Origin of the sequence: Dyadobacter sp. 676 (genome assembly GCF_040448675.1) — a bacterium.
GTDB lineage: Bacteria > Bacteroidota > Bacteroidia > Cytophagales > Spirosomataceae > Dyadobacter.
In genome coordinates this window covers 444,662-469,650 of the sequence record NZ_CP159289.1, presented here as the reverse complement: position 1 = coordinate 469,650, position 24,989 = coordinate 444,662, and the positions used below count along the sequence as shown (strand labels likewise).

Sequence of the window (24,989 nt, the reverse complement as noted above, 5' to 3'; positions counted from 1 at the left end):
TTGTTGCGCTATGATCAGGACCATTGCAGATTCGTCCCAATATCCGTTCGAATGGATCGATGTGATGGACCCCGACGAAGAAGAACTCCGGCAGATCAGGGCGAAATATGCGCTGCACGAATCGTCGGTCAAGGACTGGCTGCAACCCGACCACCTTCCCAAATACGAGGATGTGGGCACCTATGTATTCATTATTTTCAGGATGCACAGCGAAAAGATAACGTCCCGGGCGGATACCGTCGCCGAACTGACCGACAAGCTGGCTATTTTTATGACCCCGGAAAGCGTGATCACTATGCACAAAAAGGAATGGGGCGCCCCGGAGCTCATCCGCGAACAGCAGGTGGACCAGCACGCCTGCGAGGACACGCTGCACCTGGTGAATGAAATTATCAAAAGTTGTATCGCCACATACGAGGCGCCGTCGGTAAAGCTGACCAACGACATCGAGTACTACGAGGAAAATATGTTCCTCAAAAACCGGAAGGCGTCGCTTTTGAAAGGATTGTATTTTTTGAGAAGAAGGGTGGAGGTAACGCGTCGTATACTGATGCTGTCGCACGACATTGTCGACAAAATGGACCGGCCCGGGCATTCGAATACCTACACGCGCGACACGCGCGACCTGTATCTTAAACTGCACAACATTTACGACACCCTTCTCGAGAATATGAACCACCTGGTGATGGTTTATTTCTCGATTTCCTCGCAGCGTACCAACGAGATCGTGCGTGTGCTGACGGTATTTTCGGTGTTTTTCATGCCGCTGACTTTCATAGTAGGCATTTACGGCATGAATTTCGATTTCATGCCCGAGTTGCGGCTGAAATGGGGTTATCCGGGGGGTGATGATCCTGATGGGTTTCATCACTTTCGGGATTTATGTGTGGTTTAAAAGGCGCGGATGGCTGTAATGCGTGGCATAAATGCATTTAACCCCTATTTTTGCCTCCCTATCGTCCCGAATCTATGAAGCATACTTTTACCGGAAGCGCACTTTTACTGATTATTTTACAATGCATTGCCCTCCTCCATGGCCAGCAGGCCGGTGCGGCGATCCCGAAGGTACCTACTACGCTGGTAGCCGCGGCGGTGTCTTCAAGCCAGATCAACCTGACGTGGGCCGATGCCTCTGCCGACGAAACCGGCTTTGAAATAGAGCAATCGACGGACGGCACGAAGTTCGCGAAGATCGCCGATGTTGCCGCCAACACCGTTTCCTACCAGAGCAAGGCCCTGAAAGCCGCAACCCGGTACTGGTACCGGGTCCGTGCCAAAAATGCCTCGGGCGCATCGGCCTATTCGAATGTCGCCAATGCTGTTACATTGGGGGTGGTCACAATTCCAAAAGCTCCGACGGCGCTGGCTGCGACGGTCGTCTCCGCCACGCAGATCAATCTGAGCTGGACGGATAATGCGGGCGACGAAACCGGTTTCGAACTCGAACGCTCGACCGACGGTTTGTCATTCACCCGGATCGCGGAGCCGGGGCCCAACGTGACCACGTACCAGCAAACCGGCCTTACGCCAGCGACCCGCTACTGGTACCGCGTGCTCGCGAAGAATACGGCGGGAAAATCGGGTTATTCGAATATCGTTAATGTCACGACACAGCAGGTGCCGCCGGGCGCGCCCTCGAATCTGTCGGCAACGGCGGTTTCAACGTCCCGGATAGATCTGAAATGGACGGATAACGCCGCGAATGAAACCGGTTACCAGGTGGAGCGCTCGCCGGACGGCACGACGTTCGCCAAAATCGCCGACCTTGCCGCCAATGCGACCACTTACCAAAGTACCGGCCTTGCGCCGGCGACGCAGTACTACTACCGCGTGAGGGCGGTGAATGCGGCCGGGGCGTCGGGATATAGTAATGTCGGTTCGGCCAGAACGCAGAACATACCTGTGCCGGATGCGCCTGATAATTTAACGGCGGTGCCCACCGCGCCGGACCTCATCCAGCTACGCTGGTCGAAACCGACCGGCAACGTCGCGGAAATTATCATCGAACGGGCAAAAGGGGACGGAGCGTTTGTCCAGATCGCCCGGGTGGCGGCCACCGTTTTGCAGTACGAGGATAGGTCGAAGCTGGAAATCGCCGACTATTTGTATCGCATTAAAGCCAGAAATGCCGGGGGCGACTCCCCTTACAGTCTTCTGGCGATCGTTCGTGCCGCGTCGATTATTACCGCTGTGGAATCGCCGGCGGACCAGCACGCGATTTACGTGGCCGGTCGCACGCTGATAGTCGATTTGAACCAGGCCACCGAAGCGGAAGTTTCCGTTTATGACCTGAGCGGAAGATTGCGAAAGACCTCGCGGATCAGGCAAGCGGGACGTCTCGAATTGGGTACGTTGCAGGAAGGGATATATCTGGTTGTAACCAAAACCGGACGGGAAGTAATATCGAAGCGGATATTGCTTTATTGATATATCCTGAACCTCAATTTCCTGACTCTATGGAACCCTTTTCCAGCTGCAAGGCAGTGGCACTCGCGGTCTGCCTGATCCTGTCCGGTGCCGTTTCGGCCCAGAAGCAAAAAAAGTACATCGTAAATGCCTATGTAGGCGGTTTTCGCGGACTCGCGAACGTGGAGGAGATCGATGCGGAGAAGCTGACGCACATTAATTACGCATTTGTCAATGTGCAGGATAGCATGGCCGTCCTGACCAATCTGGCTACCGATTCCACCAATTTCCGTAAGCTCAATCTGCTCAAAAAGAAAAATCCCGACCTGAAAATCGTGATTTCCATTGGCGGCTGGGCATGGAGCGAGAACTTCTCGGACGCCGTGCTGACGGAATCGTCCCGTCTGAAATTCGCCAGATCCAGCGTCGACATTGTACGCCAGTACGACCTCGACGGCGTGGATATCGACTGGGAATATCCCGGCATGCGCGGGGAGGAAGGGAATATATACCGCCCGGAAGACAAGCAGAACTTTACGCTGATGTTCAAAGCATTGCGCGACGAGTTGAATTTGCTCGAAAAAGAAAAAGGGAAGAAATACCTGCTTACCACCGCCGTGGGGGGCTCGAAATCGTTCATCGAACATACCGAAATGGCCCTGGCACAGGTGTATCTCGACTATGTGCTCATCATGACCTACGATTACGGGGGCCGCAACGGCACGGTTGGGCATCATACCAACCTGTACGACTACGACCCGTCTGGCGAAGGTTCATCGGCCGACCGCTCCGTGAAAAATTTCATCGCGGCGGGCGTCCCGGCGAGCAAGATAGGACTAGGCGCCGCATTCTACGGCAAAGGCTGGGAGGCGGAGACCGCCGCCAACCACGGTTTGGGGCAAAAACGGGTGAAACAGGTGCAAGGAGGCGGTTACACCAAGCTGAAAGACACCATGATCGGTCAGAACGGTTATAAAAAGTATTATGATAAAAAAGCCAAAGCACCTTATCTCTTCAATGATTCGACCAGGGTGCTCATTACCTACGAGGACGAAAAGTCCGTTAAGAATAAATGCAGGTATGTGAAAAAGAACAAGCTGGCCGGCATCTTTTTCTGGGAGTATTTCAACGACCCGAAAGAATACCTGATCAACGAGATCCACAAAAACCTGGATTAACGCGACACCAATGCCAGCAAATCGTTTCTGGTCAATGATTTCAGCACATCCGTGTCCGTTTTGACGAGGTCGTTGGCCAGATCTTTTTTTGTCGCCTGCAACTCCATTACCTTTTCCTCGATGGTGCCGGGGCATATCAGCCGCACGGCGATCACGTTTTTTTGCTGGCCAATGCGATGGCTCCGGTCGATGGCCTGGTTTTCGACGGCCGGGTTCCACCATGGGTCGATCAGGTACACGTAATCGGCTTCTGTGAGATTGAGGCCCGTTCCCCCTGCTTTCAGGCTGATAAGGAACACCCGGATGTCCTCATTGCTCTGAAAATTCCCGACGCGCGCCGCACGGTCGCGGGTCTGGCCGGTTAGGTACTCGTGGCCTATTCCGCGCTCTTCCAGTTTCGGGCGGATGATGTCGAGCATCGATGTGAACTGCGAGAATACCAGTATTTTATGCCAGGGCGCCGTATCCTCGATCTGTTCCATAAGGACGTCGATTTTGGCCGAAGAGTCGCCGTAAAAGAGGTCGTCGCGAAGCAATGCGGGCGAGTTGCAGATCTGGCGCAGTTTGGTGAGTCCTTGCAAGACATGGAGCCTGCTGCGTTCGATATCGCCTTGCGTTTTCGTATTCAGGTAATTATAGAATTCCAGTTCGTAGGCATTGTAAACCTTGCGCTGTTCTTCGCCCATTTCGCAATAGATCACCATTTCGGTTTTCTCGGGAAGCTCCGAGGCGACTTGCTGCTTGGTACGGCGCAAAATGAACGGGTTGATCGTCCTTTGCAGTTCCATCGCCCGTTCGGCGTCCTTGAACCGGTCGATAGGGATCGAAAAATGGTTGCGGAACTGCGTTTTGTTGCCCAGTAGCCCCGGGCAGGCGAAGGAGAGCTGGCCGTAGAGGTCAAAAGTGTTGTTCTCCACGGGCGTTCCGGTAAGCACAAGCTTGTTACGCGATTGCAGGAGCCGCGCCGCCTTGTATCGCTGTGATTCGGGGTTTTTAATTGCCTGCGATTCATCGAGGATAATGTAATTGAAATAGTATTTTTTCAAAAATACCACGTCCGAAAGCAATGTGCCGTAGGAGGTCAGGACTACCTCGTACCGGTCGAAATCCTCCTCGCTCTTCGCGCGGTCGGGCCCGTAGATAGTCAGCATTTTAATGCTTGGGGCGAATTTCTCTATTTCTGCTTGCCAGTTGAAAATCAGCGAGGTGGGGACAATGATCAGGTTTGTGTTACGAACCTGCTTTTTTCGCTGTAACAATAGAAACGCAATGATTTGTAACGTTTTCCCCAAACCCATGTCGTCGGCCAGACAGCCGCCGAAATTGTATTCGTCCAGGAAATTCAACCAGTTCAGTCCCTGCTTCTGATAATTCCGCAGGCTGGCCTTTAACGTTTTCGGGACCGGCACGGGCCGAATGGCCTGGAAATCGTCGAAGTGCGACCGGTAGAACGCGATCTGCTCCTTTACATGGCGGTCGAGCATTTCGGCCTCGTACATTTCCTCCACCGACGCAAACCGGATCCTGGGCGTCCGGATCACCTCGCCGGCGATATCGCCCGCCTCGAAATACCTGGCGAATTTCTCCACCCATTTTTCCGGCAGGATGCCCACTGTCCCGTCGCCGAGTTCCACATATTTGCTTCGGTTCTTAACGGCCTTATGCAGGTGTTTCAGGGTTACTTTCTGCTTGCCGAACTGTACGCTGGCGGTTGTATCGAACCAGTTGATACCGCTTTCGACATGCACCGATATTTTAGGTTTATGCTGGTTCAGGCGGTTTTTGGTCAGCTTGTTAAAGCCCAGGATCGTCACTCCCTGATTTTGCCATTCTTCGAATGCATCGGGGAACCAGTCTTCGCTAAGGAATCTGCTTCGGTGCAGATAGAAGAACGGTTTACCCAGTTGCTCTTCAAAATCGGGGTGCTGGCGCATAACGGCGCTGCCAAACCGCAGCTCTGCCTCCTGGTCGCGCCTGACCAGGAAAGGGTTGCCGTGGTTGTCTACCGCATAAATGTCGTTTGGCGAAAACAGCGGCACCTCCACCTTGCCGTATTTGAGTACCGGCGTAATGAGTACGTAGTTACCGAAGTCTTCGAGATAGATGATTTTTTCGATACCCTGATCGAACCCCTGCTCCTCGCGCTGTGCGGGCGTGGCGGGCTTAACGTAGGTGTAATTGATGCGGATGTTACTGCCCAGTTTGGAAAGCAGGTTGGTCCTGAATGTTTCGAATTTCGACTCGTGGATGTAAATGCGCTGGTTGTGCTGTTTGAAAAAGCGGAGTACGCGCAGAATATCGGGACTTTCGATCAAATGCAGCGAATCTTTATAAAGCACGAAGTAGTCGTAACGGAACTCCACGCTTTCGAGGTCGAGGTGCACATTATCCAGGCTCAGTTCGCCCTTGATTTGCAGAAACGGGTCTTTTTTATCGATCGTCAGTTGCAGGTCCGCCGGCGTGGTGGCCAGCCTGACGGGCACCAGGGACGCGGCGTTGATGTTTTCCGAGACGGCGGGATTGTGATAGTAAAAATCGAGCTTCAACGGATTTCGCACCACCGAATGCAATGCCGGAAGGTCGGTTTCCTGTTTCTTTTCCCTGAAATTATTTCCGAAAGCCGCGACAGCGGTGTAGAACCGGATCTCGTCCGTAACGTGCGTTTTCCAGATCTGTTCGAGCGGGTTAATCGAAACAAACGGGTTTTTCAGTTTACCCTGCCGGGTGACCAGGGCCTCGTACATTTCCAGATAAAAATGATCGTAATACTTATTCAGGCCGATTGCGACAATAGTTCGGGTGTTCGTTTCCTTCGTTTGAGCGCCGGGCAGATCGGGAAGTGGCCTGGCCACGAGTTGTTCCTGCAATGCTTCGAATGATGAAGCATCCAATGGGATAAGCTCTTTCAACCGGGGTTTGACCCGCAGTTCACGGGCCACATATTCGAGCTGGAAATACTGATCGGGATCAGGCTCGTCCTGCAAGCCATATTGAACGGCCACTTCCCGGATCTTTTCATGCCGGAGCTTTGCGTCAAAGAATGCGCGTAAGTCCTTTCTGTTGAGTAAATTGTATAAGACCTGGCTCTGGTGGGCGCATAACTTCCGTTTGGGACGGGTGCATTCGCAGTAGAGGTTTACGGCCTTCCGGTCCTGCCTGACCACCACTTTGAAGGTTTCCGTCTGGCTGGTTGCGACCTGAAACGCAGCGTAGTCGATGTCGATATCGTATGGCTGAATATCGAAAAAGCCCCTTTTTTCCGTCGACGGCATTTCGGAGCTGTTGTTCAGGATATGCGAAGCCGACAGTTCGGAAATATTGAAGTCGAGGAAAATAAAGTTGTGCTGACCGGGCGTCGGTGTTGCGGCAGGCTCGTTCTTTTTCATAAGGCAAATTAACCAACATTGCGGAAACGTTTGGCACCATTATTTTGCAAAATTTGCGGTAATGAAAAATCTCATCTACGCCAGTTTCTTCAAGCTTACCGCTTTGTTTTTTTTACAATGCCCGTCATGACGGCGGCCCAGGACGCGAAACCGGATACGACGAGCCTGAAATTGCTTCCGGCCGATTCGGTGGCCGCTCCCCGGCCCGATACGGCCGTGAAGCCTCCCCACTTGCTGATCGACACCATCCGGTACCGCTTCATCGGCGACGGCAATTTCACGAAAGGGAACGTCAACCGTAGCCTCATGGTGCTTCGGGCCGAACTGGTTTTCAGCGGGCCGGTGATCAATATCGCTACCAATCCGAGGTTTACCTACGGCAAACAGAACGGCGTGCTCGCCGAGCGCGACAGCTATGCGGACTTGTTTGTGGACGTGTTTAAAAAGCGCCGCACGTACGTCTTCGGCCTGGGCGCGGTGGAAACGAGCAACCTGCGCCGGATCGATCTCAGGCAAATGGCCGGGGCTGGGATGGGTTACCGGTTGCTGCGGAAGACAAACCACGATCTGACACTGACGGACGCAATCCTTTACGAATCCACCAACTTTTTTGAAAAGGCCACGGTAACTACGGTCCGTAATTCGTTCCGCGTCAAGGGAAAGCATTCGTTTTTATCGGATAAATTCCGCTTCAATCACCTGACGTTCATCCAGCCCGCACTGAACGACTTCTCGAATACACGCTGGAATACGATTCTGACAGCCGAACTGCCCCTTAATAAATGGGTGGCACTCCGGACCAGTTTTGAAAACTCTTACGAAAGCGTGGTGGAAGCGGGCCGCAAGCGCAACGACTCGCGCATTACTTTCGGGATTTCCGTGGGAAATAAATAAACAATTCGGGAACGTGCATTGTCAGGGGAAAGGCGGAAGAACACTGTCCATGTGATCGGCACATTATATCTGCCAAAAATGTGCTTTACTAAGTATTCACTACATACCAACCAAGCAATGAAAGATCAACAGGACAATCGCCGTGACTTCCTGCGCAACTCGCTTTTTTCGGCCGCAGGCCTGGCCATGTTTCCGCAACTGGCGCCCAATGCCTACGGTTCCATCAAAACGGTCGTGGCCGGGCAGCCGGCGGGGCGATCATTTGCACCTGCAATGCCCCCTCGGATTAAATTCGCCGTGATCGGGATGAACCACGGGCATATTTACGGACAAGTGGAGGCCGTAACGCGGGGTGGCGGCGAGCTCGTTTCGTTTTTTGCCAAGGAAGCGGACCTGGCAGCCGCATTTGCGAAACGTTACCCGAATGCGAAACAGGCCCGATCGGAGGCGGAAATCCTGGACGATAAATCTATCCAACTGGTGCTCAGCTCGGGCATACCCGACGAGCGCGGGCCGCTGGGCGTACGCGTGATGAAAGCCGGAAAGGATTATATGGTTGATAAACCCGGCCTGACAACCCTCGAACAACTTGCAGAAGTACGCAAGGTGCAGAAGGAAACCAGGCGCATTTATTCAATCATGTACAGCGAGCGCCTCGAAAACCGCGCGACCGTGAAAGCCGGTGAGCTGGTGAAAGAGGGTGCTATCGGTAAAGTGATACAAACGATCGGCCTGGGCCCGCACCGTATGAACGCCAAAACGCGTCCCGAATGGTTTTTCGATAAAAAGCGCTTCGGCGGCATTATTTGCGACATCGCTTCCCACCAGTTCGACCAGTACCTGTTTTTTACCAATTCCACGAAAGCACAGGTCGTTGCTTCGCAGGTGGGCAACGTAAATCACCCCCAATACCCTAAATTCGAGGATTTCGGCGATGCCATGCTGCGTGGGAACGGAGGGGCCGGCTACATCCGCGTCGACTGGTTTACGCCGGATGGCCTTAAAACGTGGGGCGACGGACGTCTCACCGTGCTGGGTACCGAAGGTTTTATCGAAATCCGCAAAAACATCGATATCGGCGGTCGCGAAGGCGGTAATCATCTTTTCGTGGTGAATAACAAGGAAACTGCTTACGTGGATTGCAGCAATGTGGAATTGCCTTATGGCCGTCAGCTCGTGGACGACGTTCTTAACCGGACCGAAACCGCCATGCCGCAGGAACATTGCTTCCTGGCAACCGAGCTTTGCCTGAAAGCTCAGAAGAACGCACAGAATGTTTCGATGCTGAGCTGACGCAGTCGTTTGTTCCTGATCATTTCAAACACTTCACAAACTATGATACGCAGACTGATTTTCATTTTCGGGTTAATGAGCGCTCCCGTCTGTTTTGCGCAGGGGCCCGTCAGCAATGTCGACCGTGATATTGTCTTCAAATCGGTGAACGTGATCCCGATGGACCGTGATGCGGTCTTGCGGGACCAGACGGTGGTAGTCAGGAACGGAAGAATCGTGTCCGTAGGAAAGGATGCGGCACCCGGCGGCGACGCATTGGTGGTGGATGGGAAGGGAAAATACCTCGTGCCCGGTTGGTCGGAAATGCACGCGCATGTACCGGCGATCGACGACTTCGGGCCGATGAAAGATGTGCTGACGCTCTATCTGGCCAATGGCATTACGACAATCCGCGGAATGCTCGGTAACGCCCGGCACCTGGAACTGCGGGAGAAAGTACGAAGCGGTGAAATACTGGGACCGAATTTCTACACAACCGGCCCGGCATTCAGTGGACAAACCGTTAAAACGGCTGCCCGCGGCATCGAAATGGTAAAGGAAGAAAAGGCAGCCGGTTATGATTATATCAAATTACTTCCGGGGCTTACCAAGGAAACCTTTCCCGGTATTGCCAAAACTTCGAGAGAGCTCGGCATCGGCATGGTGGGCCATGTGTCATTCGCAGTAGGCGTGTGGGCGGCCATCGATGCCGGCTACTCCTCGATCGATCACCTCGACGGCTTTGTAGAGGCTATTGTACCCGGAACAGACACGCTCGCAGAGCAGGAAACCGGGCTTTTCGGCACCTGGATCGCCTACGCCGCGGATACCACGCGCATTCCAAAGCTGATTAAAGGGTTGAAGGACAAAAATATCCGGGTCGTACCTACGCAGGCTATTGCCGAGCGCTGGTTGTCGCCATTACCGGCATCGGCCTACGAAAACGATCCCGAATGGAAATATATGACTGCCGACGAGAAGAAGAACTGGCTGAATGCCAAAAGCAACTATGTCAACAACCCTAAGTTCAACAGGGAGCGTGCGGAAGCATTTGTGAATATCCGGCGCAAACTGATCCTCGCCTGCCAAAAGGGCGGGGTGCAGCTGATGCTGGGCTGCGATGCTCCGCAGGTGCTGAATGTACCGGGTTTCGCAACGCACCACGAATTGAAATACCTCGTAGATGCCGGACTGACACCCTACGAGGCATTGAAAATCGGTACTGTGAATGTAGCCGATTATCTGAACAAAAAGGACTCGGGCACGATTAAAACCGGCAATGTGTCGGATCTTGTGCTGCTCGCCGGAAACCCGCTGGAAAACATCGGTAATACCAGAACGATCGAAGGCGTAATGATCGGCACCAAATGGCTCCCGAAGGCCTTTCTGGAAAGCGAGTTGAAAAAAATCGAGAAATAACCGCTACTCCTCGTAAATCATTTTGCGCGTCATACCACCGTCGATGATCAGGTTGGTCCCGGTGATGAAGTCGTTTTCCGGGTCGGTCAGGTAAAGGCAGGCCCGGGCGATGTCGTCGGGCTTGCCTACGCGGCCGGACGGGTGCTGGGCGTGGTCGGATATCTTTAACCTGCTGTAATCGCCGGTTTCGATCCAACCGGGGCTGATCGCGTTCACGGTAATGTGATCGGGGCCGAGCGAGATCGCCAAGGCGTGCGTCAACGCGAGAATGCCACCTTTGGAGGCAGCATACGCCTCGGTACCCGGTTCCGACATCAATGCGCGGGTGGAGGCGATGTTCACGATCGCGCCCTTGCCCTGCGTGCGCATGACTTTGGCGGCTTCACGCGTGCAAAGAAATGTTCCGCGCAGGTTGGTGTTCAATACGTAGTCCCAATCGTCGACCGGAAGTTCATAGGGAGATTTTGTCCGGCCCAGCCCCGCATTGTTAATCAGCACGTCGATCCGCCCCAGCGCTTCCTTATCCTCCTCAAAGCCGGTAACGATTTCATCGGGATTGGTCAGATCGATCACCCTGGATAAGGTTTTGAAACCATCCTTTTCCAACGTTTCCTGAACAGCCCTCAGCCCTTCCGCGTCGCGGTCCCATAACGCGACGGCCGCTCCATGGCGGGCGTAATAGGCCGCAACAACGCTGCCGATGCCATTTCCGGCTCCGGTTACGATTACAGTTTTGTTTTGGTAAGTCTGCATAGCATTGGCTTTCATAGTTACTCAGGACAGTGTCTTAAAATCTTCGTCGGCTAACACGACATATGCCGCTTCGAGGTTCTCTCTCAGGTGTTGGAGCGAACTTGTGCCCGGAATAAGCAGAATGTTTTCAGATCGCCTCAGCAACCAGGCCAGGGCGATTTGCGCCGCGGTGGCGTTATATTTTTCTGCGATGCCGGAAATCTTCGTTTTCAGTTTTTCGGGCCCCGACGCGAGCGGGTACCAGGGAATAAACGCCATGCCGCGTTCAGCCGTGTAATCCAGCACATCCTCCCATTGCCTGTTTCCCAGATTGTAAAGGTTTTGAACGGAAACGATTGGCACTGTCCGTTCCGCCCGTTTGACCTGCTCCACATCCACTTCCGATAAACCTACGTACCGGATTTTACCGGACTTTACGGCATCCGCCACCGGCCCGAGCGTTTCTTCCACCGGAAAGCGCGGATCGATGCGGTGGAGCTGCCACAAGTCGATCACGTCTTTTTTCAACCTTTTCAAACTTCCGTCGATGGCCTGCCGTATGTGGTCGGGATTGCCATTGACACGCCACTGGTGTGGTCCGGTACGGTCAAAACCACCTTTCGTGGCGATCAGAAGGCCGTCGGGATAAGGATGAAGTGCGTCCGCGATGAGCGTTTCGTTGGTATGCGGGCCATAGGAGTCGGCTGTGTCGATAAAATTCACGCCCGCGTCGACTGCCGCACGGAGCACCTTTTTAGCGTTTTCGCGGTCGGGAGCGTCGCCCCATACGCCCTCGCCCGTGAGCTGCATGCCGCCATAGCCAAGCCTGCCGACCTCCAAATCGCCGATTCTGAATGTTCCGGCGTGTTGCTGATAGTTACCCATATCGGTTGTGTAGTTAATGATTGTCTCGATTGAACCGTTGCAAGGTGCTTTTCATTCCCGTGCCGATTTATCATCGGTACTCACTTTTCCCAAAGCAAATGTCAGGCCATCAGCGCACGGCGGCCGGGTGTATTTGGCACGATTTTGTTCTTTTCCGTAGAAACCAAACTTCGTCAATAAATGGAAACCACAGTATTTGAAGCACGGGCCAAAGAGCTGGTCGACGACATCAAGGAAATTGTGAGGGTGAAAGGGATCAATCTGGAAGACGAGCTGGAAAAGGCCGGCATTCCGCGGAACTCATCCGACCGCATTCTCAATCAGGGGGTAATGCCGAATCTTTCCGAGTTTCTGGCACTGTGCCAAATCTCCGGCATCACCTTTCACTTGCCCTATGTGGAAACAACCAACAGCCCGATGTAGCGGTTACCCGACTTCAAAGTTGAAGTCGCCGTTCATGACCAGGCGCGCGTCGATGGGGTCGGGGCTGCCGGGGATGAGGAGGCCTTTGATTTTGGCCGTTTTCCCTTTGCTAAGCAAGTCGAATACATGTTTGTCCGTCAGTTTTTTGCCCAGGAATTCGAAAGGTATTTTAAAACCGCAAGCCTGGAAATTGCTGCATCCGTACGCTGTTTTGCCTCTTTTCAACAAGTGTTCCCTGCATTTCGGGCAATGAAGTGACTCAATAGAGATTTCCTCCTTCGGCTCGCGTGCTTTACGCTCTTTTTTTGGTTTTTCTTCCTTTTCAGGCACCAGAGGCGTTTCTTCGAGAATGGTGATGGACCGCGCGCGCTCGTTTTTTACTTCGTGCGTGAGCTTGACTACCATTTCGATCAGTTCCTGCTTGAACGTGTCCATCGCGTATTTCCCTTTTTCGATCAGGCGGAGCTTGCGTTCCCAATGGCCCGTCAGTTCGGCGCTTTTGAGCAGTTCGTTCTGAATGGTGTCGATCAGGTCGATGCCCGTCTGCGTGGCGAATACATTTTTCTTCTTTTTCTCGATATACCTGCGCTTGTACAGGGTTTCGATGATATTGGCGCGGGTAGAAGGCCGGCCGATGCCGTTATCTTTCATCAATTCCCGCATCTCCTCGTCCTCGACCTGCTTGCCGGCCGTTTCCATAGCGCGCAGCAACGTCGCCTCGGTGTAAGGCTTGGGCGGAGAGGTCTTGCCCTGGTGAACGCGCGGCTCGTGGGGCCCGCGTTCGCCCACTTCGAAGATCGGCATCACTTTTTCTTCCTCGGCCTCCTTTTTGGAAGCATTGTCGTTGGCATACAGCTCCCGCCAGCCCAATTCGAGAATTTGCTTGCCCGTCGCCTTGAACTCCACCTGTCCCACCATTCCCAGCACGGTGGTGTTGGAGACCTTACATTCCGGGTAAAAAACGGCGATAAAACGACGTGCGATGAGGTCGTAAATGCGCTTTTCGTCCTGACTGATATGCACGGGCAGCACGCCGGTCGGGATAATGGCGTGGTGGTCGGTTACTTTTTTTGTCGTCGAAAACATTCTTCGATTTCGGGATGGGTAGGTTGGCGAGCAGCGGTGCCGTGTATTGGCTGTAATAGGTCAGTTCGCGGAGAATACCTTCCGCTTTTGGATGTAAATCTTCCGAGAGATAAGTAGTATCAACCCTCGGATAAGTCACAAATTTCTTTTCGTAAAGATTTTGAATGTGTTTCAGCGTGTCTTCCGCCGAATAGCCGTATTTTTTATTGGCCTCGACCTGTAAAGAAGTCAGGTCGAACAGTCTGGGATTGCCTTCTTTGCCCTCCTTCTTTTCAAATGCAGTTACTTCAAAATCATACTGTTGCAGATAGGCAAGGCCCTTTTTGGCCTTTTCCGCGTTTTTAATACGGTCGATGGTTGCGGTAAACTCCGTTTCTCGGTAGACGGTTTTAAGCTCCCAATATTCCTCCGAAACGAATGCATCGATCTCTTTCTGGCGTTGCACGATCAGGGCGAGGGTAGGGGTTTGCACCCGCCCGATGGACAGTACCGCCTTGCCGCCGCCGAATTTCTTTGTAAAAAGCCGTGTCGCGTTCATTCCCAACAGCCAGTCGCCGATCGCGCGGGCGCTGCCGGCTGCGTACAGGTTGTCGTACTGGCTGGATTCGCGCAACTTGTCAAACCCTTCGCGGATGGCCTGCTCGGTGAGGGATGATATCCATAGCCGCTTCACGGGCGCCGTGCATTTGGCTTTCAGGAGCACCCACCGCTGGATGAGTTCGCCTTCCTGACCCGCATCACCACAATTGATGACCTCTTCGCAATTGCGGACCAGCGTTTCGATAACACCAAATTGTTTCAATGCACCCTCGTTGTCGATAAGCTTGATCCCGAAGCTCGAAGGGATCATGGGCAAGTCTTCGAGCCGCCACGATTTCCAGCGTTCGGTGTAGTCGTGAGGCTCTTTCAATGTGCAGAAATGGCCGAACGTCCACGTTACCTGGTAGCCGTTGCCTTCGTAGTAGCCGTCGCGGCGCTGGCTTGCGCCGATCACCGCTGCAATGTCTCGGGCTACGCTGGGTTTTTCCGCAATGCAAACTTTCATACGCTTCTTTCTGTACGCGGCCGCCTCTTTCTCCACGGCCGTCGTGCTGGTCTCGTTCCTTTTCGAGGGGTGCAAAGATGGTCATTTTTGTCCAGACTTCCTGCCCCCCGAACCTCGGGGGGGGCGCCCTTTATATCCTCCAAAAGCCCCACGACAATCTGATTTCCTACCGAATACTCATTGAGCGGAAAATTTTTTTAAAATTTTTTTTTGAAAAAAAATCACCGTTTTAAACTTCTGTGAGGCGATTCTTCTGTGTTTTTGGCTATTGGTATAATACATTCGGAATATAATTTGGCTCAGGAGGGCGACTCCGGAATAAAATCACTGCGTTTAGCACGACTTAACAATAAGGTAACACAGGCGCCCGCCCACACGAAATCTTCTAGGGCGATTAAAGTCATAAAATGACGGTTCTAAAATTTTGCCTCTTTAAATAATTATATTTTTTGGACACGGTTTTCTGAAATAAATTGTACTTTTTTTGGAGATTTCAAGTGATCGACCTGTGAATGTTAAACACGTTGAACGTTTGTTTTCAGAATATTGTATTATATTTGTACTCGAAACACGATTAAGGGTATTAGAAAAACACAAAACACTATTGACAATGAAAAATGCAAAAAATATGTTAGCCATCGCTTTGGTAGCTTTGACTAGCGCGGCTTACGCAAATGTTAACTCTACATATACAGTTGAAGAAAAAATCAAAGTTGCGGTTGTAAACAGCGCATTGCCTGTGTCGGCTCCGGTGCTGGAAACGCCTGCTCCTCAAAAAAGAGAAATTGGCCACTGACACCAATAAACATAGCGCTGCTCAAAAAGCCGCTATCGTGAACCTCCGATTGAAAAGTGTAACTACGAAGTAAGTGATTGAGCCCCATAGGGTTCGGTTAAGATTGATTGATGGTTTAAAAAGGGAGAAGCTTTTCTCCCTTTTTTTGTTGTTCACGGCTTAATATCGGATCGGAAATAAAATTAAATAGGCAGGGGAAAGTCGATGTCTATAAGGACGGGAATGTTTGGTATACCACCCGTGAAGCAGTGAAAGAGTACATGGCATAGCTCACCAAATGTCGTGAATATGCAATGCGATGCGGTTTTTTTATACCTTACGGGTTAAAACCTCTATTGCAATGCCGTTTTCCAAGCTACCTATGAAGCTCCTGCTCATCGAGGATGAGCCCAATGTGATATCGCTGATCCAGCGCAGTCTTAGCGCCAACGGCCATGAAATTACCATTGCCATGGATGGTCAGTCGGGTTTGCAAATGGCTTTGCAGCACCAGTTCGACGTAATTATCCTCGATCTGATGATCCCGATCATCAACGGAATGGAAGTGTGCCGTCGAGCGCGCAATGCGCAGGTGACCACGCCGATCCTGATGCTGACAGCCCTCGGCACGACTGAGAATATCGTGTCGGGCCTCGATGCCGGTGCGGACGATTATATGACCAAGCCTTTTAAGCTCGCCGAGCTGGAAGCTCGGCTACGGACGCTCATCCGTCGGGGGAAGGAACCGGAAAAGGAGAAAAACGATAAAGTCCTGGCGCTGGGCGATCTCGTGCTCGATAAGGTAACGAAGACGGTTAAACGCGGCGGGCAGCCTATTGAACTCACAGCCACGGAGTTCCGGCTTCTGGAGTATCTTCTTTCCAATACCAACCGGGTACTGAACCGCATGGAAATTCTTGAAAATGTGTGGGATATCAATTTCAATCTCGGAACCAACGTGGTGGATGTCTATATCAACTATTTGCGTAAGAAAATCGATAAAAATCACGATATCAAGCTGATACACACTGTTTTCGGTATGGGTTATGTTGTCCGGCAGTCGTATGAAGATACAAAGTAAGATTGCATTCATTTTTACCGCGCTTTCGGCGGGGATCATCCTGGCGCTGAGCGTGTTCGTGTATTTTTTCGCTTCCGAAAATATTTCATCCAGCTTTTTCCACCGGCTCGAAGTTCGCTCGGATATCGTCGGACATGCCGCTTTGCAGGAAAACAAGTCGATGACCTCCATTTATTACGACATCAAAGAGCGGCATTTGGGCAGTCTTCCCTATGAAAAGCACCGCGTCCTGCCCGACCCGCCCGACGAGGCGACAAGGAAGCGGCTCGCACTGCCGTCGTCGTTTTACGAGGCCCCGGAAGGCGGAATCCCCGCCCGCTTTTTCAGTCACGATACTTCCTATGTGGTGTTGCGCATTGCTCGCGACGACAAGAAGATCATGGTGGTGTCGTCCGCATTGGATACCTACGGCATGCAGGAAATGTCCAATCTGAAAAACCTTCTGAGCATTGGCTTTTTTATTGCGATGGTTTTTGTGTTCACGCTCGGAAAGCTATTCTCGAACGAGATTTTCAAGCCGATCCGGCGCATTATCCGGAACGTGAAGGGCATTAACGCGCATAATTTGCACCAGCGGCTGGTGGTAGAGCCTACCGACGACGATGTAGAAGCACTTTCAAGGACATTCAACGATATGCTCGACAGGCTCGAAGTGACCTTTGAAATGCAGAACAATTTTGTAAGCAATGCTTCACACGAGTTCCGGACGCCGCTGACGATCGTGAGCGGCGAAGCAGAGCTCGGGATGTCGATACCCGGCCTGCCCGACGCGGCCAGGGAGTCGTTCCTGAATATTTACAGGGAGGTCGAAAAACTAGAACATCTTACCAACAGTATGCTCAGCCTCGCCCAGACGGGTTTCGATGGTAAAAAGGAGCAATGGGACGAGGTCCGGATCGACGAACTGATCCTCTCCGTCAAAGAAGCCGCCGACCGGATTATTCCCGAAAACCAGGTATGCATCGATTTCGATAATTTGCCCGAAGACGAGCGCAAACTGATTGTAAACGGCAACCTGGCTTTGCTCAAAGCCGCGTTTTCGAACATTGTGCTCAATAGTTGTAAATATTCGGATAACAAACCCGTAAAAGTCAAGATCAGTGCGGACAGCAAGTACGCGATCGTGGAAATTACCGATCAGGGCATCGGTATTCCGGACCGCGAAATCGGGCAGATCTTCGTTCCGTTTTTCAGGGCTTCCAATACGGCGAGATATAAGGGCTATGGGATCGGTTTACCGCTGACACACAATATCATACGCATGCACCAAGGCAAGGTGGAAGTGCACAGCCGCGTGGAGGAAGGGACGCGCTTCATTACTTACCTCCCGATCAAGTATTTCTAAGACCTCTTATCCGATTTTAATATTCTCATCCCATTTTAATAAGTCTCTCACCACATTATAATGTAGCTCTTAATCAGGGCTAATGTCTTGGTCGTAACATTGCATTGTTAATTGATTATCAACACTTTGTTAACTAACGAGACAGCATTTTTATGAAAACAGTGGTGATACCTACCGACTTTACGAATGAGGGCATCCAGATTGCCGAAGCCGTTGTGAGGGACATCCGTGACGAGGTTCGCGTGATTTTTACCCACCTTTTCCACGTGGCCGACGACATCCAGGACCTGCTCTTTTCGACCTACCGTGAAAAGGAGTATGAATTGGTACCGGAGGAATTCTGGCAGGAATGCGGGATGTTGAAGGATGCGTATCCCGAATTAGCCAGCGTCAAGGTCGACTTCTTCTACGGCAACAAGCTGGCTCTTTTGAAGAATTTCCTGGAATACTATGAAACCGATTTTATAGCCTATTCGGAGCAATATGGCATTCCCAGGCTTACCAAAAGTAGTCTGGATGCATTGCCGGTGCTGAAAAAGACAGGGTATACGATGATCAATACCGACATGATCCGCGTGTCGTCGCTGGCCGACATGGGAAGCTACCGGTAGGCCGCCGAGTTTTTAGAAAATGAGATTGTGAAAAAGGTTAAAGATTAGTGCATTATGCTTCTCAAAAAAAATATTCCCATCCGTTATATTTTCGGTAAGATCAAATACGAAATCATGTTTGTGACCGTCTACGGCATTGCGATCGAGGTCATTTACCAGAACTTTCATATTACCAACATTTCGATCCCGATGACGGTACACAGCGTGCTTGGTACGATCATCTCGCTGCTCCTCGCATTCCGTTCCAACCAGGCTTACGACCGCTGGTGGGAAGCCCGGATCATCTGGGGCGCCATTGTGAACGACTCACGGACATTTGCACGGCAAATTCTCTCCCTGATGGAAGACCCGCTGGACCCGGAGCGTATCGACGGCTTCAAAAAAAGGATGATCAAACGTCAGATCGCCTGGTGTTACGCATTGGGTAAGGGCCTGCGCAAGGACGACCCGATGCCGATGATCAGCAAGTTTGTGTCGGAAGAAGAACTGGAATACCTGAAAGACTTTGATAACAAGCACGTCGGGCTTGTGCAGTTGCATGCGCGCGATCTGAACAATGCATTGAAACAAGGTTGGCTAAACCCTTACCAGCAAGTGGAACTCGACCAGACGCTGACGCGCCTGTGCGACCATATGGGTAAGTCGGAGCGGATCAAGAATACAGTTTTCCCGTCGACGTACAGCCTTTACATCCATCTCGCATTACACTTCTTCATTCTTTTGCTTCCGTTCGGGCTGGTGCAGCTGTTCGGTTTCCTGATGGTGCCCGTGCTGGTGGTTATCACCGCCTGCTTCTTTCTGATCGAAAAAATGGCGATCCATTTGCAGGACCCGTTCGAGAACAAGCCGACCGACACACCCGTGCTGTCGATCTCGCGGAATATCGAGCGCGACCTGAAACAGATGATGCGGGACAAGCACGTGCCGCAGGCTTTTCAGCCCGAAACATTCTACATTTTGTAAGATGTAATGCCGGTGCGAAGCTCCCGTTTGGCACCGGCTATTTGCACGCTTCGGCCGGCCCGTACCGCACAATATTTGCGGTACGGGCCGGCCGAAGGTATTTAATTCGTGCAGGCAACGTTTCGCGCAAACGATTCCTACTTTTTCTTCATGCCGTTCTGAATGTCGACCAGGATATTGTAGTCGTCCCTTACCCAGTTACCGCTCTGGTATTTTTTGTGCCTGCCGGTAAAAAGGTAATCTTCAAACATATCGTACGCCTTGCGCGCTTCTTCCACCGAGTAGAACGAACTCAGCCAGGTTGCAGGGATTTTGTCCTTCTTCACCACCCCGATCCCCACATTGTAAAGCTTCACAATCCCCTGCGAGAACTCCATTGAAATATAATCCTGCTCGCGTATTTGGGCGCTTTTGAGGATCGACGCCGTGTGGGCGAGGTAATTGAGCAGCCTTGCGCGGATCTGGGTGTCGTTTTCCGGTTTGTCGGGTTTGATACGCCACCAGTTGTTATCTCCGAAGTAAGGGTCATCCTGAGGACGCGACAATTTGCGTCCATATTCTATGAGGGACACGCTTTCGTTCGGAGAAAATTCGAAGTTAACCAGCCGCAAACCATTGTCGGCGAACGAGAAAAACACCCCTATTTCCTCGGTTTTGCGGTTGGAGGTCAGGAAAATGGTATGTGCCGCGGTGTCGAAATCCCAGCGGCCGGTGGTGTATTCGCCTTCCGTTGTTACCCTCGTAAATGTGCTGTCGGGGAAGAAGGAGATCAGCATATTGCGCTTGTCGTCCGCCTCGTGCCGCGTCACGGGCTGGCCGTCGGGTTGCACCGCACCCCGGTCGGTAGTACTCACGCCCGAGATCCGCCATGTGCCGAGCATATGGGCAGCTTTGGGTTTTGCCAGCTCGTCCATAGCATTTCGCGTGAGGGCGGAAGGCCGCCGGGAACCCGTGCGATAGATGATCCCGTGATGCTGCATCATGGTGATCATGACAAAGAGGATGAATAGTTTGAGGGAAGTCATGGCGCGGCTGTCGATGCGATCGTGTTTACCCTAAATTAAGAATTTCTATTCAAATTCGGGCCAGGTGAACTGCTTGTCACCTGGAAATCGAGTAATTCCGGGTCATTTTTTGCTTATTTCCACATATCGGGATGATCATATTGCATCCGAATTTATTCCTAAAACCCACGACTACCGCCCATGAACTTGCTCAGGTTGCTGCCACTTTTGTTTGTTTTTGTGTTATTCCAATTCGGAAATGATGCTAAAATGCCGGCGTCCGATTACGTCGCGGCACCCGACGTTACATTGCGGGCTGTTCAGGATGCCAAAGGCGAAACCATCAGCATTTTTCGGGGCAACGAAACCAAACCGCTTCTGACACAGAACGCCAAACCGGATTTTCGGCCTTATCTGCACCCGATAGTCGCACCCGATGGCAAAGGTGTGCTCACGGAATACAGTCCCGGCCATCACAAGCACCAGACAGGCATTTACTGGGGGTATACCCGCGTGAACGGACGCGACTATTTCCATCATCCGGGTGATGGTTACTGGAAAAAGGTCTCCGCCAGCGTGATCGAGGCCAAAGGTTCGGAGGTCAAATGGCAGACCGTTTATGACCTGCTCGATTCGACCGGCACCACCGTAATGACCGAAACGCAAAACTGGTCGATGCGGGTAAAAGACGGCAAATACCTGCTCGACCTGGAATGGAATGGCGAGGCGAAAACGGACGTTACCATCGGTAAATACGATTACGGCGGACTGTTTGTACGTATGCCGTGGAAAGAAGGCATTCAGGGGGCGGTCGTGAATGCGGCCCGTCAAAAGAACGAGAAAGCAGAAGGCCAGGCAGCCATGTGGGTGGATATCGGTATGCGGGTGGAGGGCCGCAGCGACCTCGCACACATTGCGATTCTCGATCACCCGTCCAACAAAGGTTACCCGCAAACCTGGCGCGTGGATGGGCAGCTGGGCGCCGGCCCTGCGCGTGCGCGCAAGGGCGACTGGTATATTAAAAAGGGCGAAACCGAAATTATCAGGCATGAGCTGGTGGTGTACACAGGTGATTTCAAGGATGTCGAATTGAATAAAACATTCGGCGAATTCATTGGCAATACCGGCCAGTATAATACCACGGCGCTTTGGGCATTGGCGCAGAAAGAGGGTAGGGAAGCCAAGTTCCTGAGCCCGCAGGAGGCAGTTGCGGCGATGACCGTCAAGGAGGGGTACAAGGTAAATGTATTCGCTTCGGAACCTATGATGACCCAGCCGATGGCATTTTGCTGGGACGACCGCGGCCGGATGTGGATCGCCGAGAACAAAGATTACGAATCGCGTGGGAAAGGGTTTTCCAATGCAGGTACCAGCCGCATCCTGATCCTCGAAGATACCGATCATGACGGCGTGGCCGACAGCAGGAAGGTGTTTATGGAAGGCATTGCGTTTCCGGCGGCACTGGCGGTTGGTTTTGGCGGCGTGTTCGTGGGGGCCCCGCCTAACCTTCTTTTTGTGCCCGACAAAAACGGCGACGACAAGGCCGATACGGAGGATATCGAGGTACGCCTCACCGGCTGGGGTATCCGCGACCGGCACGAGACGCTCAACAGTTTCCACTGGGGACCGGATGGCTGGCTCTATGGCTTGCAGGGCTTTGCGACGCCTTCCAAAGTGGGCAGACCGGTTGGAAAAGGTAAATTATACAAGCATAACGACCCGTTTCCAGAAAATATCGAGGTCGAGAATGGTGTCGATATCAATGGCGGCGTATGGCGGTACCACCCCACCAGGCAGAAATTCGAAGTGGTTGCACACGGTTTCAGCAATCCCTGGGGGATCGATTACGACGCGAAAGGCCAGCTTTTTATCACCGCCTGCGTAATCCCGCATTTGTGGCATGTAGTGCCCGGCGGCATTTATCACCGGCAGGGCGGGCAGCATTTCAACCCGTATGTTTATAACGATATCAAAACCATCTCCGACCATACCCACCGCTCGGCGCACGGTGGGGCGCGCATTTACCTTTCCGACGCATTCGCGGCCACCGAGCGCGGCAAGCTGTTCATGGCCAACATCCACGAGCACGGCATTCTGTCCGACGCATTGATCCCGAAAGGGTCCGGCTTTACCGGCAAGCACAGCGACGATTTCCTGATGGCCAACAATGCCCAATGGGTCGGTTTCAGCATGGAAATAGGGCGCGAGGGAGGCATGTATATTCTCGACTGGCACGACGCCGACATTTGCGGTTCGGATGTGCTGAACTCGGAAACAGGCCGGATTTTCAGGGTAATGCCCCAAAACTCTCTCGCCGAAAACTGGAAAGGCCGCTACGGGGACCTGAACAAATTCACGGACGCTGAACTCGCCGCATTGCAAACCAGCAAAAGCGAATGGCACGCCCGTCGTGCGCGGGTGATCCTGCAAAGTCGGGCCGCAGGTGGAAAAATAGCCCCGGATGCAGTACAAAAACTCGATGCATTATTCCAATCCAAAGACAATACCGACAACCGCCTGCGGGCTATGTGGGCATTGAAAGTGACTGATAATCTGAGTAACGCTGCTTTGAAACAGGCACTGACCGACACGGATGCTCACGTGCGCGCCTGGGCGATCCAGTTTCTCTGCGAGGATGCGCGGCCTGCTACGGACGTTATCAGCGATTTCGCGCAAATGGCGATGAATGACCCGTCGCCCGTAGTGCGGCTCTACCTGGCCTCGGCGCTGCAGCGGCTCGGCGAAGACGCGAAATGGCGCATCGCAAAAGGCCTGCTTACCCACGCAGAGGACGCCGGAGATCACAATCTGCCTAAAATGATCTGGTTCGGCGTTGAACCATTGGTGAAGGACAATCCGTCCAAAGCGCTGGAACTGGCGGCCGCCAGTAAAATCCCGATGGTAACCCAGTTCGTTGCGCGTCGACTGGTTGATGCGGATCAGATTAGTACATTAGTCGCCGTGCTCGGTAAATCCGCGACGAACCGCATCGATTTCCTTACCGGTATGCGCGACGGGCTAGAAGGCCGCACGGACATTAAAACACCCGAAAACTGGAACGCGGTTTACGCTAAACTCAAACAAGCCGGCAAACCGACCGCTCAACTGGCAGCCGACCTTGGCCGGCATTTCGGCGACACCGAATCCGCGAAAACCGCATTAGCCACATTGAAAAGCAAATCGGCCGCATTAGCGGAACGCAAAAAGGCCTTGCAGTCTCTTGCCGCCCGGCAACGTCCCGAACTTGCTAACGAGCTTCCCGCGCTGCTGAACGACAATGCTTTACGCCTGGAAGCCATCCGTGCTGTGGCTGGTTACGACAGCGAGCCGTTAGCGAAGCAGCTCATCGACGCTTATCCGAAATTCAATGCACAGGAGAAATCCGAAGCCGTGCAAACCCTGGCGTCGCGCCCGAAATCAGGCTGGATGCTGACACAGGCCATTTCGAAGAATATCATTCCTAAAAAGGACATCCCGACATACGTTGCCCGCCAGCTCAGGAGGGTGGTAGGCAGCGGTTTCGTGGAAGTGTGGGGGCCGATCGACCACGTCGCATTCGATGAAAAGGCGTACAAAAAATACCGTGCCCTGCTCACCGACAAGGCCGTAGCCGAAGCCAGCAAAACCCAGGGGCGCCTCGTATTCCAGCGCACTTGCGCCCCCCTGCCATAAGCTTTACGGCGAAGGCGGTACTATCGGCCCGGAGCTCACCGGTTCCAACCGCGCCAACCTCGATTATCTCCTCGGAAACATTCTTGATCCGAGCGGCGAAATTCAGGACGACTATAAAATGGTCGTAGTCACTACCCGCGACGGGCGCACGTATGTAGGCAACGTCGCCAAAGAAACCGACCGGCAACTCACATTACGCATTGTAGGCCAGGAAGCGGTCAATATCAACAAATCGGACATCCAGACGCGGGAAGTAACACCTTCGTCGATGATGCCGACCGGATTGCTGGATAATCTTTCGGACAAAGAGGTAACCGATTTGATCGCCTACCTGCGAACAACGGCGCAAGTGCCATTGACGAAGAAATAGCTGACGCGAAGCTCCGGCATGGTGCCAGTCATCCGCATGCGTCGGCCGAAGCGAAAATTTGACCACCTGGCTTCGGCTTTGAGCGATGATGTATATTCTTACGGTGCGCTGCACCTTAATCACCTTCCTGATCGGCGCGATTTAATCTACAAATTTTGCGGCGCTCTGCGTCTTTTGGCAATGTAGGCATAGAGCGCCGCAAGATTTGCAGCATATGGAACAACAAGCAAAGTAAGGTGCAGCGCACCGCAAGAATTATGTTCTGCGTAAAATGCGGCATTGGGAGACGGGGTTTGCGCCTTTGTAAAATGCAGGCGCAGAGCGCCGGAAGATTTGTAGCATATGGAACAATAAGCAACCTAAGGTGCAGCGCACCGCAATATTTGTAGATAAGGAACAATTATCGAGGTAAGGTGCAGCGCACCGCAATATTTGTAGATAA

General features: G+C 52.6%; 20 protein-coding genes. 14 read left to right on the top strand and 6 right to left on the bottom strand.

The window, feature by feature from the left end; translation table 11 throughout:
* Window positions 1–10 precede the first annotated feature (10 nt).
* The 3 genes from ABV298_RS02235 (at window position 11) to ABV298_RS02225 (ending at window position 3,584) form a co-directional block, all read left to right on the top strand.
* Complete coding sequence (locus tag ABV298_RS02235; RefSeq protein WP_353720574.1) at window positions 11–895, top strand: CorA family divalent cation transporter; 885 nt, start codon at window positions 11–13, stop codon at window positions 893–895.
* A gap of 74 nt (window positions 896–969) precedes the next feature.
* Window positions 970–2,427 (top strand): fibronectin type III domain-containing protein, encoded by a 1,458-nt coding sequence (locus ABV298_RS02230; protein WP_353720573.1) that lies wholly within the window; start codon window positions 970–972, stop codon window positions 2,425–2,427.
* Window positions 2,428–2,456: 29 nt separating this feature from the next.
* A complete protein-coding gene (locus ABV298_RS02225) occupies window positions 2,457–3,584 on the top strand; it encodes a glycoside hydrolase family 18 protein (RefSeq protein WP_353720572.1) in 1,128 nt (375 codons plus the stop codon).
* Here the strand turns inward: ABV298_RS02225 and ABV298_RS02220 are convergent.
* Window positions 3,581–6,970, bottom strand: coding sequence for an SNF2-related protein (locus ABV298_RS02220; protein ID WP_353720571.1), 3,390 nt, complete (start codon window positions 6,968–6,970; stop codon window positions 3,581–3,583). The genes ABV298_RS02225 and ABV298_RS02220 overlap by 4 nt on opposite strands.
* 126 nt (window positions 6,971–7,096) lie before the next feature.
* Here ABV298_RS02220 and ABV298_RS02215 point away from each other — a divergent pair, with 126 nt between their 5' ends.
* The 3 genes from ABV298_RS02215 to ABV298_RS02205 all read left to right on the top strand — a co-directional run bounded on the left by ABV298_RS02215 (window position 7,097) and on the right by ABV298_RS02205 (window position 10,555).
* Window positions 7,097–7,864, top strand: coding sequence for a DUF481 domain-containing protein (locus ABV298_RS02215; RefSeq protein WP_353720570.1), 768 nt, complete (start codon window positions 7,097–7,099; stop codon window positions 7,862–7,864).
* Between the two features lie 117 nt (window positions 7,865–7,981).
* Window positions 7,982–9,157 carry a Gfo/Idh/MocA family oxidoreductase gene (locus tag ABV298_RS02210; RefSeq protein ID WP_353720569.1) on the top strand — a complete coding sequence of 392 codons (1,176 nt, stop codon included), beginning with the start codon at window positions 7,982–7,984 and terminating at the stop codon, window positions 9,155–9,157.
* A gap of 42 nt (window positions 9,158–9,199) precedes the next feature.
* Window positions 9,200–10,555 carry an amidohydrolase family protein gene (locus ABV298_RS02205; RefSeq protein WP_353720568.1) on the top strand — a complete coding sequence of 452 codons (1,356 nt, stop codon included), beginning with the start codon at window positions 9,200–9,202 and terminating at the stop codon, window positions 10,553–10,555.
* A gap of 3 nt (window positions 10,556–10,558) precedes the next feature.
* Here ABV298_RS02205 and ABV298_RS02200 read toward each other — a convergent pair whose 3' ends face one another.
* Window positions 10,559–11,308: an SDR family oxidoreductase gene (locus ABV298_RS02200; RefSeq protein WP_353723127.1), complete on the bottom strand. Its 750-nt coding sequence runs from the start codon at window positions 11,306–11,308 to the stop codon at window positions 10,559–10,561.
* A 21-nt stretch (window positions 11,309–11,329) separates the two neighbouring features.
* A complete protein-coding gene (locus ABV298_RS02195; protein ID WP_353720567.1) occupies window positions 11,330–12,172 on the bottom strand; it encodes an aldo/keto reductase in 843 nt (280 codons plus the stop codon).
* 180 nt (window positions 12,173–12,352) lie between these two features.
* On the opposite strand from ABV298_RS02195, the gene ABV298_RS02190 reads away from it, so the two are divergent.
* Window positions 12,353–12,595 carry a transcriptional regulator gene (locus ABV298_RS02190; protein WP_353720566.1) on the top strand — a complete coding sequence of 81 codons (243 nt, stop codon included), beginning with the start codon at window positions 12,353–12,355 and terminating at the stop codon, window positions 12,593–12,595.
* A 3-nt stretch (window positions 12,596–12,598) separates the two neighbouring features.
* On the opposite strand, the gene ABV298_RS02185 is transcribed toward ABV298_RS02190, so the two are convergent.
* Window positions 12,599–13,618 carry a DNA topoisomerase gene (locus ABV298_RS02185; protein WP_353723126.1) on the bottom strand — a complete coding sequence of 340 codons (1,020 nt, stop codon included), beginning with the start codon at window positions 13,616–13,618 and terminating at the stop codon, window positions 12,599–12,601.
* Window positions 13,539–14,801, bottom strand: coding sequence for a DNA topoisomerase (locus ABV298_RS02180; RefSeq protein WP_353720565.1), 1,263 nt, complete (start codon window positions 14,799–14,801; stop codon window positions 13,539–13,541). The genes ABV298_RS02185 and ABV298_RS02180 overlap by 80 nt, the downstream gene beginning before the upstream one ends.
* Window positions 14,802–15,210: 409 nt before the next feature.
* On the opposite strand from ABV298_RS02180, the gene ABV298_RS02175 reads away from it, so the two are divergent.
* From ABV298_RS02175 to ABV298_RS02155, 5 genes are all read left to right on the top strand, one after another.
* Complete coding sequence (locus ABV298_RS02175) at window positions 15,211–15,522, top strand: hypothetical protein (RefSeq protein WP_353720564.1); 312 nt, start codon at window positions 15,211–15,213, stop codon at window positions 15,520–15,522.
* A gap of 361 nt (window positions 15,523–15,883) precedes the next feature.
* Window positions 15,884–16,582: a response regulator transcription factor gene (locus ABV298_RS02170; protein ID WP_353723125.1), complete on the top strand. Its 699-nt coding sequence runs from the start codon at window positions 15,884–15,886 to the stop codon at window positions 16,580–16,582.
* On the top strand, window positions 16,566–17,927 hold the full coding sequence (locus ABV298_RS02165; protein WP_353720563.1) for a HAMP domain-containing sensor histidine kinase: 1,362 nt from the start codon (window positions 16,566–16,568) through the stop codon (window positions 17,925–17,927). The genes ABV298_RS02170 and ABV298_RS02165 overlap by 17 nt, the downstream gene beginning before the upstream one ends.
* 152 nt (window positions 17,928–18,079) lie before the next feature.
* The gene (locus ABV298_RS02160) at window positions 18,080–18,538 is read left to right on the top strand and encodes a hypothetical protein (protein ID WP_353720562.1); all 459 of its coding nucleotides are present in this window, start codon (window positions 18,080–18,082) and stop codon (window positions 18,536–18,538) included.
* A 54-nt stretch (window positions 18,539–18,592) separates the two neighbouring features.
* Entirely contained in the window at window positions 18,593–19,501 is a 909-nt protein-coding gene (locus tag ABV298_RS02155) for a bestrophin family ion channel (protein ID WP_353720561.1), read from the top strand.
* Window positions 19,502–19,638: 137 nt separating this feature from the next.
* Here ABV298_RS02155 and ABV298_RS02150 read toward each other — a convergent pair whose 3' ends face one another.
* Complete coding sequence (locus tag ABV298_RS02150) at window positions 19,639–20,526, bottom strand: hypothetical protein (RefSeq protein WP_353720560.1); 888 nt, start codon at window positions 20,524–20,526, stop codon at window positions 19,639–19,641.
* 180 nt (window positions 20,527–20,706) lie between these two features.
* Between ABV298_RS02150 and ABV298_RS02145 the strand changes: the two genes are divergently transcribed.
* Together ABV298_RS02145 and ABV298_RS02140 are read left to right on the top strand one after the other, a co-directional pair.
* Complete coding sequence (locus ABV298_RS02145) at window positions 20,707–24,177, top strand: PVC-type heme-binding CxxCH protein (RefSeq protein ID WP_353720559.1); 3,471 nt, start codon at window positions 20,707–20,709, stop codon at window positions 24,175–24,177.
* Window positions 24,178–24,199: 22 nt separating this feature from the next.
* Entirely contained in the window at window positions 24,200–24,547 is a 348-nt protein-coding gene (locus tag ABV298_RS02140) for a c-type cytochrome (protein ID WP_353723124.1), read from the top strand.
* The last annotated feature ends 442 nt before the right edge of the window (window positions 24,548–24,989 follow it).